15 protein-coding genes are annotated in these 12807 nt (G+C 36.4%); 2 read left to right on the top strand and 13 right to left on the bottom strand.

Translation table 11 applies throughout. The features are described 5' to 3' along the window. The first annotated feature begins 13 nt into the window (after window positions 1-13). Both NF27_RS03485 and ubiE read left to right on the top strand, forming a co-directional pair. Complete coding sequence (locus NF27_RS03485) at window positions 14-748, top strand: N-acetylmuramoyl-L-alanine amidase (protein ID WP_053332547.1); 735 nt, start codon at window positions 14-16, stop codon at window positions 746-748. Beyond that, window positions 735-1481 carry a bifunctional demethylmenaquinone methyltransferase/2-methoxy-6-polyprenyl-1,4-benzoquinol methylase UbiE gene (ubiE, locus tag NF27_RS03480; RefSeq protein WP_039455784.1) on the top strand — a complete coding sequence of 249 codons (747 nt, stop codon included), beginning with the start codon at window positions 735-737 and terminating at the stop codon, window positions 1479-1481. Before NF27_RS03485 ends, ubiE begins: the two co-directional genes overlap by 14 nt. A gap of 148 nt (window positions 1482-1629) precedes the next feature. Here the strand turns inward: ubiE and NF27_RS03475 are convergent, their stop codons facing one another. The 13 genes from NF27_RS03475 to NF27_RS03415 all read right to left on the bottom strand — a co-directional run bounded on the left by NF27_RS03475 (window position 1630) and on the right by NF27_RS03415 (window position 12760). Beyond that, window positions 1630-1914: a hypothetical protein gene (locus NF27_RS03475; protein ID WP_039455782.1), complete on the bottom strand. Its 285-nt coding sequence runs from the start codon at window positions 1912-1914 to the stop codon at window positions 1630-1632. A gap of 2 nt (window positions 1915-1916) precedes the next feature. Beyond that, a complete protein-coding gene (locus NF27_RS03470; RefSeq protein ID WP_039455780.1) occupies window positions 1917-2177 on the bottom strand; it encodes a hypothetical protein in 261 nt (86 codons plus the stop codon). 12 nt (window positions 2178-2189) lie between these two features. Further along, entirely contained in the window at window positions 2190-2423 is a 234-nt protein-coding gene (locus NF27_RS03465; RefSeq protein WP_039455778.1) for a FeoC-like transcriptional regulator, read from the bottom strand. After that, window positions 2404-4686 carry a Fe(2+) transporter permease subunit FeoB gene (gene feoB / locus NF27_RS03460; protein ID WP_039455776.1) on the bottom strand — a complete coding sequence of 761 codons (2283 nt, stop codon included), beginning with the start codon at window positions 4684-4686 and terminating at the stop codon, window positions 2404-2406. Before feoB ends, NF27_RS03465 begins: the two co-directional genes overlap by 20 nt. Window positions 4687-4704: 18 nt before the next feature. Continuing rightward, window positions 4705-4935, bottom strand: coding sequence for a FeoA family protein (locus tag NF27_RS03455; protein ID WP_039455774.1), 231 nt, complete (start codon window positions 4933-4935; stop codon window positions 4705-4707). 108 nt (window positions 4936-5043) lie between these two features. Beyond that, complete coding sequence (locus NF27_RS03450; RefSeq protein ID WP_039455772.1) at window positions 5044-5802, bottom strand: hypothetical protein; 759 nt, start codon at window positions 5800-5802, stop codon at window positions 5044-5046. Window positions 5803-6225: 423 nt separating this feature from the next. Then, a complete protein-coding gene (locus NF27_RS03445; protein WP_039455770.1) occupies window positions 6226-6486 on the bottom strand; it encodes a hypothetical protein in 261 nt (86 codons plus the stop codon). A gap of 184 nt (window positions 6487-6670) precedes the next feature. Then, a complete protein-coding gene (gene sdhA, locus NF27_RS03440; protein ID WP_039455768.1) occupies window positions 6671-8455 on the bottom strand; it encodes a succinate dehydrogenase flavoprotein subunit in 1785 nt (594 codons plus the stop codon). A gap of 11 nt (window positions 8456-8466) precedes the next feature. Next, window positions 8467-8859, bottom strand: a complete 393-nt coding sequence (gene sdhD / locus NF27_RS03435) for a succinate dehydrogenase, hydrophobic membrane anchor protein (RefSeq protein WP_039456057.1) — start codon at window positions 8857-8859, stop codon at window positions 8467-8469. A 2-nt stretch (window positions 8860-8861) separates the two neighbouring features. After that, the gene (gene sdhC, locus NF27_RS03430) at window positions 8862-9257 is read right to left on the bottom strand and encodes a succinate dehydrogenase, cytochrome b556 subunit (RefSeq protein WP_039455766.1); all 396 of its coding nucleotides are present in this window, start codon (window positions 9255-9257) and stop codon (window positions 8862-8864) included. A gap of 158 nt (window positions 9258-9415) precedes the next feature. Then, window positions 9416-9715 (bottom strand): hypothetical protein, encoded by a 300-nt coding sequence (locus NF27_RS03425; RefSeq protein ID WP_039455764.1) that lies wholly within the window; start codon window positions 9713-9715, stop codon window positions 9416-9418. Window positions 9716-10000: 285 nt separating this feature from the next. Continuing rightward, a complete protein-coding gene (locus NF27_RS03420) occupies window positions 10001-11266 on the bottom strand; it encodes a porin (RefSeq protein ID WP_039455762.1) in 1266 nt (421 codons plus the stop codon). A 228-nt stretch (window positions 11267-11494) separates the two neighbouring features. Beyond that, window positions 11495-12760: a porin gene (locus NF27_RS03415; RefSeq protein ID WP_039455761.1), complete on the bottom strand. Its 1266-nt coding sequence runs from the start codon at window positions 12758-12760 to the stop codon at window positions 11495-11497. Between the last annotated feature and the right edge of the window lie 47 nt (window positions 12761-12807).

Genomic DNA, 12807 nt, shown 5'->3' with positions numbered 1-12807 from the left:
TTTGCTTTATTTTATGAAGATTTTAAAATTAAATTCTCCAAATTTTGATAAAAGACCAGATAATTCATCTATTGATACTCTCATTATTCATCACACCAACATGCAGGATGCTGACTCCGCGCTAAAAAGGCTCTGTAGCCCAGAATACACTGTAAGTAGCCATTATTTGATTGATAAGCATGGAGTTATTTATCAACTGGTACCAGATCATTTAAGAGCTTGGCATGCCGGCATAAGTTCATGGAGAGGCAGAGAATCGGTAAATAATTTTTCCATCGGCATAGAGCTGGATAACCAAGGAGCGGAACCTTTCCCACTTCAACAAATTGATTCATTAATAGCTTTAAGTAAAGAACTTATAACCAAGCACCCGATCGAAGCCAGAAACGTTATCGCTCATTATGACATCGCACCCCATCGTAAAGATGACCCTAACCACTTTTTTAAGTGGGAATTGCTGGCAAGCGAAGGTATCGGCATATTTCCGAACATAAATTATACTGCTAAACAAAAGGTTCTAAGCAATTTATCCTACGAGGATATAATCAAAATTCAACATAAGCTTAAAATTTTCGGCTATAGCATTAATCCCACCGGTGAGTTTGACTTTCAAACCGCGCGGGTTATTATTGCATTTAAGCGCCATTTCTGCTTTTCTTCATTCTTAAATAATAATCAGGAACTATGGACTTTAGAGGCAGAAAAAAAACTGAATCACTTAATGAGCATGATAAATGAAGAAAGCTAATTTCGGTTTTAAAGAAGTAGAGGAAACCAAGAAAGAAAAATTAGTACAGAATGTGTTTACGACTGTGGCATCGAAATATGATATCATGAATGACGTAATGAGCTTCGGGCTTCATCATATTTGGAAAGATATGGTAATTGAAGAGATTAAACCGAGTTATTATGATACTCTTTTAGATGTTGCCTGCGGCACAGGTGATATTTCAAGAAAATTTTTGGAAGCAGGCGGGAAAGAAGCTTATCTTTGCGATTTGAATCAAGCTATGCTTGATGCCGGCAAACAAAAGATGCTTGATGAATATGCATATCTTAATAATAAGATGCATTATATTTGCGGTAATGCCGAGAGCCTTCCTTTCAAAGACAACAGCTTTGGATATTATACTATTTCATTTGGCATCAGAAACGTTACTCATATTGACAAAGCTCTAAAAGAAGCTCACCGAGTTTTAAAGAAGGGCGGTAAATTTATTTGCCTCGAGCTTTGCAGTACGCATGAAGGGTTAATAAGGAAGTTTTATGATTTTTACTCTTTTAAGGTTATTCCTAAAATCGGCAAAATGATTACCGGCAGTGAAGATTCATATAGCTATCTGGTTGAAAGCATCAGAAAATTTCCCAAGCCCGAAAAGTTTTCTTTAATGATTGAGAATGCCGGATTTGACAATATAAAATATAGAACCTTAACTTTCGGGGTGGTTGCAATCCATACCGCTTATAAGGTTAGGGATTAATTTAATATTTGATAATTACAAGTTAAACCACTCAACTGTTTTTTTGTATTACAGTTATGTTTATAATTAAATCTCTTAAGGAGTTTATAAGCAAAATAAATAAGTTAACTACTATATTGATTGGGGAGATAACCCAACGTTAGTAGCTTTATAAGTATTGTTTAATCCACCTTGCAGCTGAATTTATCATATCCTGTTTTAATTTTATGAGCCTACTTTCAAACGTCTTATCTTTAAGAGACCAGTTATTAAGAATATCCTCATATTCGTAATACAAGCCTAATAAACTATGAATACCATAAGAATCACCTAAATACTTATTACTTTTAGAGTAAATATCAGCATTAAAGTCAATAATTTTCATTATTTTTTCTAATACTTCAATAGGATCCATCTCAATAAGTGCAATCTTCGTAATATAATATTTTAGCAATATTAAACCGCTTCATCTCGATTATCAGGAACTGTAATTCCTAATCTCTTTAATACTGCATTAAAGGCAAGAATGAATTCTTCAGTATAGTCTGATTTTGGATATGTTATGTCAATAAATTCATCATAGAAGATACCTTGGTTCATTAATTCATCAAAAATATTTTTTATTCTTATTATATTAATTGGCTTAAAATAAATTATGGCAGCATAATATTTTAATTCATTTTTAATCTCATTTATATTCGTTAATAAGTCTACCACTCACCTAATATCCTACACTTTATTCCAAGTATAAAGCTCCATGGAAAGTACCAAGCACTCATCATTTACGCATTTGCAGCCGCCGCAAATCCGGGTTGGTTTGAATCTATCAAGCTTACCTCTTTCCACCCAAGGCTCGAGCATATTACGCGCCTGCTCACCGCTTAGATTAAATTTTTTAGTAATCTCAAGTAAGCTTACTCTTGGGTGCTCTATAATATATTTTTTAAGCTCCAAGATTAGCATCTTTTTGCTCCGTTTTTTTATTAGTTACAAAAAGTATAAATACGGTAATCAGTATTAATAAACCTATGCTCATATAAATCTCTTTTGCATCTTCTCTATGAGATATAACTGCAAACTGATAAAAAGAACATGAAACAACATAAGCGAGCAATGTTGACCATACGGCGGAAATGATCGCCCACTTGGTTCCGATCTCTCGCACTATTATTCCGAATACCGAAACACATGGGAAATATAGCAATACAAATAATAGATATGAAAATACGGCTATTCTCCCGTTAAAGCCTTTTTGCATAGCTCGGTAAATTGACGCTGACACCCCTTCTGCATCTAAAAATTCATCTATGATATTTTGGTCGGAAAGGTTAAGCCAGAGCGGGGTGGATAAATTTTCCGTGATTTTACTTATATTTTCAGGAATGCTTAAAAATGCATTTTTAAGTTTCTCTGCTATATTTATAGGTTTAGGCTTAATTTCACTGTTGCCCTCGATAGAAAGATATAAAGAATTTAAAGTTCCCACCACTACTTCTTTCGCAAAAATCCCGGTAAACAGCCCAACAGCCGCTGGCCAATTTTCCTCTCTTATCCCGATCGGCTTAAAAACTGGAGTAATTTTTTTACCGATAACCGCAAGCATGGACTTACCGTTAGTTTGATTGCCGACAGTCAAATCGAAACTTACGGAGTTCAAGCATTGCAGCACAATAAACACTATGACTATGAGTTTTCCGGCACCAAACACGAATGAATGCACTTTATCGAGAGTCTTAAGCATTAATCCTTTTAGGGTAGGTAAATGATAATCAATCAACTCCAACATTAAATGTTCAGGCTCGGATTTTAAAAATGTTTTTTTAAGTAACCACCCAGTAAATATCCCGACCATGATTCCTATAATATAAAGTAAAAAAACAATATTCTGGCCGCTTTTGGGGAAAAATGCCGCACAAAATAAAGCATATACCGAAAGCCTTGCCCCGCAAGACATAAACGGTGCAATCATAGCGATTGCAATTCTGTCATTTTGATTATTCACAATGCGGGCAGCCATTATAGCAGGTACATTACAGCCGAATCCCACCACAAGCGGGAAAAATGCTTTTCCGGGAAGCCCGATCGCTTTCATTGCTCTATCAATTAAATATGCAGCCCTAAGCAAATAGCCGCTATCTTCTAAAAAAGATAAAAACAGATATAATCCAAATATGATAGGTATAAAGGTAAGCACGGTTTGAATGCCTCCCCCAATGCAATCAGCAATCAGAAAAGTAAGTAATTTAGGTGAAGAAATTTTTTCCAGCAGTAATCTCGGTATATCCATAAACACTACTTCCGAGAATAACTCAAAAAAATCTTGAAATGCCCCCCCCACTACTATACTAAAAGTAAAAGCTAGATATACTGAAAGTAGAAAAATAGGTATACCAAAAAATTTATTTAAAAATACTTTATCCAGCTTATTACTAAAATCACTACGTGTAATTTTTTCCCGACTTATAGCAACCCCTGCTATTTTATTAATGAATTCGTATCTGATGCCGGGAATAATTATTGAGCTTTCTTCATCATATTCTTTAATTATCTCCTGTTGAGCAGCCTGAATCTGATGAGAGGCAACCGGCGCTTTATTATCCTCTGCTCTATTTTCCAGATCCTGTAAAACTTGCCGCTCGCTTATCAGATTTTCTTTAGCAATCCACTTTATCTGTTCATATATTTTCGGAGGATAAATTTTCTCTATAAAACTTTCTTTATTTTCCGTATTTTCAGGAAACCCGGTTATTTCTTCTTTTAAATCATTAACACCGACATCTTTTCTGGCAATCAATTTAACAACTTTCGCCCCTAAGGCTTGCTCGATCTTTTTACTATCAATATTAATCCCTTTATTTTTAGCAACATCGATCATATTAAAAGCTAAAATCAAAGGAATTTGCATTTCCAGTAACTGAGTGGTCAAATATAAATGACGGGCAAGGTTGGAGGAATCTATAACGTTAACGGCTAAATCGTATTCTTCGTTAACTAAAAAGTTATGTGCAATCTCTTCATCTAAAGAACCGGATTGATTTAAAGAGTATACACCCGGTAAATCAATAATTTCAATTTCAGTATCATTATGCTGGAAATTACCTACTTTCTTTTCAACCGTAACACCAGGCCAGTTGCCGACAACTTGTTTTAAGCCTGTTAAAGCATTAAATATTGTAGATTTACCACAATTAGGATTACCGATAATTGCAACTCTTATCTTTTTCATCTACCTTAAACCTAAAACTTAATTGATCGGCTGAACAATTATATGTTTAGCAATATAGCTATCAAAAGCCAACTTAAAATTCTCAGTGGCAATAATCATATAGCCACTTTTTTGCTTATTGACTACCGTAAGCTTTGTCTCAGGCGTAATCCCGAGCTCAATTAACCTTTTCTTCATTATAGGTTCAAGATCAATATTTTTGACAATACCTTTAAAACCTTCTCTAAGTGTAGAAACAGGAGTAGTCATATTAATCTCCTAGACAAAAAATGAGATTGAGAATCATTCTCATTTTATACTATAAATTAGCTGATTAGTCAATACTATTAAAGAATGACAGAAAGTTTTAGCATTAGCTTAAATTAAGTGATCAGCCCAGTTTTCATTTAGATATACATCATTCAGCAGATCGGGGTGCTCACCTGTAAAGGCAATTGCTATCTCACCGCTCGGGTTATTAGCTATAGTTAAGAACGTTGCATTATATTGCTCATTATAATAGATGGCTAAATCCTCTTTCTCTATTGTTCGCTTGCTGCAAAACAAGTATATTTTATCTTTCCCCTCTTCAAATGCATCTATTACATTTGTTTTTTCACCATAAACTTTAGTGCTGCACATACTAAAGAAAAATTTATCCTCTCCTCTATTCCCGCTAATATAATTTACTCCGCCTTTAATGAATATCTTACTTCCTTGCGTAGAAGCAATTAGAGAATTATTTTCATTATTATTATCTATCATAATAATATCAGTTGGAATCCTTTGGACGTTTACTTCTTTTATGAGGTCATAATCAGCAACGCTATGATGAGTGAAGAGAACATAGTCTTTATGGTTGTTAGTGTTTGAAGTATCGGCTATATCATGTTCATCGTGACAGCTGAAGCCTATGCTATTTAAAACTCTACCCCCATACCAATAAGCAAGGAAAGACATAGTCCCCGCTGAAGTAAGATATGCAGCACCGGCGAATGCAACGGAAACAGTAGCTGCATTAAATTTTAAAATCATTGAATTCAAAAAAGTATTCGGATTTTCAAGAGCACGATTATGTAAGGCTAACCCTAATCCTGCACCGGCTGCTCCGGCAACCGCACAATTTGAACAAACCATTCACCCCTCTTTAAAATATTAGTTTTTCTAAGGGCATTTTAACCTAATTCCATTGAAAACAAAACATCAATTTCCTTAAATTTTTTAAGTTTCATTAAATATTACTAATATTTTATTAAGGTAATAAATATTGCTTATTTATTGTATATGCATTTAAGCCTTTGCTATATAGTGGATAATTATATAATAAATTAATTTGAATATCTTACACGTTTATCCAAATACAATAAGTTAAGTTTAATATAACTATATAGCGTGCAACTGAAAAATCAGATAAAAAAAATAGTAAGAAGCACGCGCCTCGCGGCCATTTATGGCACGTGCTCGTATAAATGACATAGTCATTTATACGCAAACTTAGTTTGATTCTTTATAGTTTAACTATGCCTCATGTATGTAGGATATTCAACTTAATACACTATACTATACAATACCCTGCCCCTTACTCTGTTCCTTACCTCCGCCTGCAGAAGGTGATTTACTACCGCTGGCAGCATCTTTCATAGCTGACACGCCTTCTTTAGCCATGTTTACACCCTCTTTTAACGCTCCTGTTAACATGTCCCCCATTCCGCCGCCTTCTTTACCGCCACCGCCGCCTCCCATCATGGAACCTAATTTACCGCCTGCTCCACCCATGCCTCCTACTTTTGCTGCACCCGCAGCTACTAATGGCGCTGCCATATAACCCCCCTTATTTTAGTATATAATTTAATTATAAAATATTTCATCAAATAAGGTCAAGTTTATTTGATAAAATACAACTATTTTTTATATTTTCTTATATATTATAATATCTATTAAATTGACAGCAAGGTAGGATTTTAAGCTTGATAGAATGGCTTTTACATAACCATTCTTATCATTATTAATACACTCGCTTTTTAGGCGGAATCACTTTCATTTCCTCATCTAGAGTAGTAAGAACCACAGGACGGTAATCAATACTAACTTCTCCTTTGTTATCTAAATAAGTTAAGCTATGCTTCATCCAATTTTTATCATCACGTTCGGAATAATCTTCTCTAGCGTGCGCCCCCCTACTTTCCTTTCTATTTAAAGCCGCATTGATGGTTACCACTGCTTGTGCTCTTAAATTATCGAGTTCCAATGCCTCGACCAGATCACTATTCCAAATCAGCCCTCTATCGGATATACCAATATCCTGATATGAGTTATAAACATTCTTCATCATTTCCACCCCTTCAGCCATCACTTCTTCAGTTCTAAAGACGCTGGCATGAGTTTGCATAGTTCTTTGCATATCCTTCCTGATCACGGAAGTATGAAGTTTGCCGCTCGAGTTTCTAATTTTATCGAACCTTGCAAAGCCTGCTTCTTGAGCTTCTTTCGATAGCTCTTTATGAGGTGTTTTAGGTTTAACCAGCTCTGCCGCTCTAATTCCCGCCGCTCTTCCGAACACGATTAAATCAAGCAATGAGTTAGATCCTAATCTATTAGCACCATGGACTGAAACGCAAGCTGCTTCCCCGATCGCCATAAGCCCGGGAACTTTTACCATTTCTTCGCCCTTTTTAGTTAAAGCTTCACCCATATAGTTAGTCGGTATACCGCCCATATTATAATGCACGGTAGGTAGCACCGGTACCGGTTGCTTGGTTACGTCAATTCCTGCAAATATTCTTGCTGTTTCCGATATACCCGGCAACCTTTCATGAATTACTTTCGGATCAAGATGAGAAAGCACTAAGTGAATATGATCTTTATTTGCACCACATCCTCTTCCTTCTCTGATCTCCATCATCATCGAGCGACTTACTACATCCCTTGAAGCTAAGTCTTTAGCTGTCGGAGCATAACGCTCCATAAATCTTTCGCCATTGCTGTTTATAAGATATCCTCCTTCTCCTCTTACCCCTTCGGTGATTAAACATCCGGCTCCGTAAATTCCCGTCGGGTGGAATTGAACAAATTCCATATCCTGTAGTGGTAATCCTGCTCTTAACACCATACCCCCGCCGTCACCGGTGCAGGTGTGCGCAGAAGTTGCCGAGAAATAAGCCCTACCGTATCCTCCCGTGGCAAGAACTACTATATGAGCTTTAAAACGGTGTAGTGTTCCATCTTCTAAACAATATGCAGTTACTCCCCTACACTCACCGTCAACCATAATTAAATCAAGAGAGAAATATTCAATAAAGAACTCTGCATTACGTTTTAAGCATTGCTGATATAAAGTATGTAAAATAGCATGCCCGGTTCTATCGGCAGCAGCACAGGTTCTTTGCGCAGCTTTACCTTCACCATACTCGGTAGTCATCCCACCGAACGGGCGTTGATAAATCTTTCCTTCCTTTGTACGTGAAAACGGCACACCGTAATGCTCAAGTTCAATGATTGCCTGCGGGGCATTTTGGCACATATACTGGATTGCATCCTGATCTCCAAGCCAATCCGAGCCTTTAACCGTATCATATGCATGCCAACGCCAATCATCTTCTCCCATATTGCCGAGTGCGGCGCTAATCCCGCCTTGCGCAGCAACCGTATGGCTTCGGGTGGGAAATACTTTTGAAATACATGCAGTTTTTAAACCTTTTTCAGCCATACCAAGTGTCGCTCTTAATCCGGCTCCACCTGCTCCGACCACAACCACATCATATTCATGATCAATAATTTTATACGTACTCATTTTCTTTACTCTCACCCGACAATTCTAAACACAATATGCATGCTGAACAATGAAATAATCCCGCATGTTAAAGTCACTATTGAAACAAAATACAATATTATAAGCGACCAGATTTTAATATACTTATGATGCACGTAATCTTCTATTATCACTCTCATCCCGATCATGCCGTGATAAATGGAAACACATATAAATAAAATTATAAAAGTCATATTTATCGGTGAAATGATATATTGAGGGATCATCTCTTTAGGGCTTCTTAAAACTAATATTACGGAGATTACAAACCATATACAAAGAGGAACCAGAGCGATTGCGGTAAACCTTTGATGAATCATATGTGCAGTTCCGTTTCTTGCGGAACCTAAGCCCTTAGCTTTACTTAACGATGAATTATAATCCATATTTATACTCCCATCCTTAAAGCTATTATCCATGAAACTACAGCTAGAATTAAGGAAATTATGACTGCCAGCCAACCGCTTTTATTCATAGCCTCTATCGAAAAACCCATTCCGAAATCCCAAAATAAGTGCCTAATACCTGTACAGGTATGAAAAAAAAGCGAATAGCTCCAAAGCATTAAAAATGCTTTGCCTATAGGATGAGCAAAAAACTTCCATATAATACAGTTTTCCGGATCTTGCATATACGGCAAATAGATAATCCACCAGATGACAGCAATTAAACCAATGAACAAAGCCACACCTGAGACGCGATGAAATATGGATAAGACTGAGCTTATTTGTGGCTTATATATCCCTAAATGCGGGGATAGCGGCCGTTCTTTTATATGTTGCATATTCAATAAATATTCCACTAAATATCTATATGTTAGTATTTTATTGCTGATATGCAAGCGATAATTTAGGCTCGCAACAGAAAAGGCCTTAAGCTTACAACTACTTAAGACCTTTTTAGTAAATTTTTAACTTACTTTAAAATATGAATATATATTGTTTAAGCCACTTCAAAATCAGAGCTTTTACTAACAAATTCATTAACAGATTCACTTGACTCAAAATCAATATATTGAGCTTCACCGCTCGCGACTTTACTAATTAGCTCATGAAGCATAGCACCCTTAGCAATCGATGCTGAAAAATCCAACTCATTGCCGCTTACTTCAACTTCACTAGCTTCGTTTGCAGTACCCATACTCTCATATAAAGGTTTCTCAATTTTAACTTCTCCCGAGCTTATCTTTTGATTTAACTCATCAACCATTTTAGCATAGTTAATCTTGCTTATTGAGTCCATAATTGCCTCCCTCTTAGTTAATTCACCAGAGAATAATTCATAATAATTATCTTTTATAATAAATTAGCCCCTTATTTATTAATTAAATAGCAATTTCAAATACTTTTCAATCTACCAAGGTAATATAAATTAAAATAATTCAATTGATTTTAATAAAAGTTAGGTTTTATAGGCATTTAAACTTTTAATATTTTTTATATTTCAATAACTAAGTTATTAAAAAATAAAAAAGCAGAGCTTTTACACTCTGCTTTTTTAGTCTTAAAGCTTTTTAAGCAACAAGTATTAGAACTGGAGTTTAGATCCAAGTAAGAATACTGTACCTTTGTTGCTCGCATAATTAGAAGTACCATTAGCTCTGTTGTCTTTAGCTTTAAAGCAAGTAACTTCAGCATAAGGCATTAAACCTGGAGCTAATTTATAACCAAGCTCTAAAGAAAGCATTTCTAACTTGTTTCTCTTAGCATTTGCTATAGCACCCTTTTGTGTATTAACATAGGTTAAGCTCACATCAGCTGGGCCAAATGCATAACCTGCACCTAAAGTCCAATACTTAGTACCTTTAACGGAACTGTTCTTAGCCACTGTAGATTTACCCCAGTCACCGTAAGAACCACCAAGAGTAACACCCATAAAGTTTAAATTCAAGCCTGCATTCCAAGCTCTTAAACTTCTATAAGTTTTGTTTAAGTTTGTTCCGTCATTAACTTTCTTGGAATCACCTGCTTGACCGGTAACACCGGCTTTCACGCCAACATCGTTAAACATATATTCATATTTTAAACCGGCTTCAAATACATTTTTAAATGCTTGTCCGCTGGTTACAGAAGTTGTTACTCCTCTAGCTTGAGCCACGGTTCCATAAGATTGAACATCCGGAGTATAAGAAAGACCGATCATGATTCCTGAAAAGCTTGGTGTAAAGTAAGAAACCTTACCGGCATTACGGCCTTTATTACCAACCAAACCTAATTCATTTGTCGGTAAATTCGGAGCGGTTAGGAAGTTTGTTACTAATGAATCTTGAGTAGTTTGCGGGTCAGTAGCAGTTCCTACAACTTTTGAAGAGGTATTTGGATTGATCCAATATCTTGCTTCAGATCCTCTTCCGGGAGCCCCAACATGCATTGCGTCGCTCGCACTGGGAGTATTACCCATTTCGATACGACCGAATGCGCCTTCAACATAAGCCATAGTTTGTTCAGCTTTACTGTTGGTATCATCTTTACCGAAGAAGTTTGTCTTAGCTTCAGAAGTATCGGCATTAAGCTTAATCGCACCACCGTATTTCAGACCTGACTCAAATTCACCGTCAATCTTGATCGATATCTTTGTATCATTAACAAGCGAATGGTTGTTAAGTTTAGAAGTTGCTGTATTACTTGGGTCTTTGTGTCTAAAAGCTTTCTTTTGTTGAGCATATCCGAGTTGAGTATCAAGCGAACCGCCAAGTGTTACTTGCGGACCAGAAACCTCAGATGAATCACCAGCATTAGCAGTAGCTGCGAAGCTTGCTACAAGTGCAGATGTTAATAATACTTTCTTAATCATCGTTTTCCCTTTTTTAGGTTTATTATTAAAAAGCCTATCGGCTCGTTTATAGATCTTAATTAAGCATAAGTTACCCTAAGCTCTCAACATTTACTTTTTGATTTCTATTTTTTAAGAAGAAAAAGTTGCGATTCAGCAACAGGGGTTTTTGCTGAAAAGCACCTTATATAATAACAAAAGGCGACACTTAAGTACCGCCTTTCATTTTATATTAGTAATGAGTCTTATTTAGAAAGAAACCTTCACACCGGCTAAGTAAACCTGGCCTTTGTTATCTTTAACAGTTCCCGCTCTGTCATGCTTAAAGTGGGTTGCTTCAGCATAAGGCATAAGTCCCTGAGCAAGTTTATATTCCACCCCTAAAGATAGAACTTTTAACTTATTATACTCGGAAGCTAAATTATCAGAAAACTTTCCACTTCCACTATTCCACGATACAGTCGCACCTCGCTTACTCTCATAATAAGTTACACTCGCACCGAATTTATCGGTCTCATATGCTGCTCCTACGTTCCATAGAGAAGCCCCGTATTTTTGTCCGGCAAGTTTAGCGGTTGTAGCCCCGGTTTTACCCCAATCGATATAAGAACCTGCAACCGCAAAATTCTGGTATCTAATAAGAGCACCGACTTCCCAAGCATTTAATTTCTTCCTGCCTTTTTCTACTCCGTTAACAATATACTTTTTAGCTTTCCCGTGCTGATATAAGAAAGATGTGTTAAATTCAAGGTCATCGAAAGTTTGCTCATACTGGAGTGCAAGTTCCACTATATTAGTATAACCTAAGCCTCTGTCGTTTTTACGGGTATGCTTTTTCGCATTTTCAATCGTACCTTTGGCTTCGGAGTCCGGAGCATAGCTTACACCGGCTTTAAAACCGTTAAATGAAGGAGTATAGTAAGAAATTTTATTAGCTTTAGAAGTGATTTCAGTCCCGACTGCTAAATAAGGATCAGAAACAAAAATATCTTCATAACTTTCATATTCCGGCTTAACAGGATCTGGATTAGCCTCAAGTTGTGAAGTATTTCCATGGATCCAGAATTTATAATCTCCATCGATACCGCCGGTAGCTTTTGCAACGCTTACCGCAGAAACTTTCATTTTATCGGTCGCGCCGCCGTGGCTTCCCGCTTCAATTCTTCCAAAACCTGATTCAACATAAGTCATTACGTTGTCGGCAATATCTTTAGATCCGTTTTTAGCTTTTGAAGTATCCGCATAAAGCTTAATTGCGCCGCCGTATTTTAACCCGTTATAATCTCCGTCAACTTCAATTTTTATTTTTGTATCGTTAACAATTGATGAAGAGTTAAGTTTACCACTATCCGCTTTGCCAGGCGTTTTATACCTAAAATATTTTTTCTGTTGAACATGCCCTGCTTGAGTATTAAGGCTACCGCTTAATTTTAATTTCAAACCTCCGAAATCGTCTCCTGCTAATGCTGTTAAGGGAAACAACCCAAGAATAGTTGCCGTTATAAATTTATTCATTTTACTTGCTCCGCAATATGTTTTGCTGTATTTTGGGCGATATTATG

This window comes from Candidatus Jidaibacter acanthamoeba (assembly GCF_000815465.1).
Classification (GTDB): Bacteria; Pseudomonadota; Alphaproteobacteria; order Rickettsiales; family Midichloriaceae; genus Jidaibacter; species Jidaibacter acanthamoebae.
The sequence above is the reverse complement of the archived record's forward strand: the minus strand, read 5'-3'. Positions and strand labels throughout refer to the sequence as shown.

Bases quoted from the DNA above. Each gene is read 5' to 3' on its own strand.
- NF27_RS03485 (WP_053332547.1), top strand. From the start codon at position 14: ATGAAGATTTTAAAATTAAATTCTCCAAATTTTGATAAAAGACCAGAT.
- ubiE (WP_039455784.1), top strand. From the start codon at position 735: ATGAAGAAAGCTAATTTCGGTTTTAAAGAAGTAGAGGAAACCAAGAAA.
- NF27_RS03465 (WP_039455778.1), bottom strand. From the start codon at position 2,423: ATGCTAATCTTGGAGCTTAAAAAATATATTATAGAGCACCCAAGAGTA.
- feoB (WP_039455776.1), bottom strand. From the start codon at position 4,686: ATGAAAAAGATAAGAGTTGCAATTATCGGTAATCCTAATTGTGGTAAA.
- NF27_RS03455 (WP_039455774.1), bottom strand. From the start codon at position 4,935: ATGACTACTCCTGTTTCTACACTTAGAGAAGGTTTTAAAGGTATTGTC.
- NF27_RS03450 (WP_039455772.1), bottom strand. From the start codon at position 5,802: ATGGTTTGTTCAAATTGTGCGGTTGCCGGAGCAGCCGGTGCAGGATTA.
- NF27_RS03445 (WP_039455770.1), bottom strand. From the start codon at position 6,486: ATGGCAGCGCCATTAGTAGCTGCGGGTGCAGCAAAAGTAGGAGGCATG.
- sdhA (WP_039455768.1), bottom strand. From the start codon at position 8,455: ATGAGTACGTATAAAATTATTGATCATGAATATGATGTGGTTGTGGTC.
- sdhD (WP_039456057.1), bottom strand. From the start codon at position 8,859: ATGGATTATAATTCATCGTTAAGTAAAGCTAAGGGCTTAGGTTCCGCA.
- sdhC (WP_039455766.1), bottom strand. From the start codon at position 9,257: ATGCAACATATAAAAGAACGGCCGCTATCCCCGCATTTAGGGATATAT.
- NF27_RS03425 (WP_039455764.1), bottom strand. From the start codon at position 9,715: ATGGACTCAATAAGCAAGATTAACTATGCTAAAATGGTTGATGAGTTA.
- NF27_RS03420 (WP_039455762.1), bottom strand. From the start codon at position 11,266: ATGATTAAGAAAGTATTATTAACATCTGCACTTGTAGCAAGCTTCGCA.
- NF27_RS03415 (WP_039455761.1), bottom strand. From the start codon at position 12,760: ATGAATAAATTTATAACGGCAACTATTCTTGGGTTGTTTCCCTTAACA.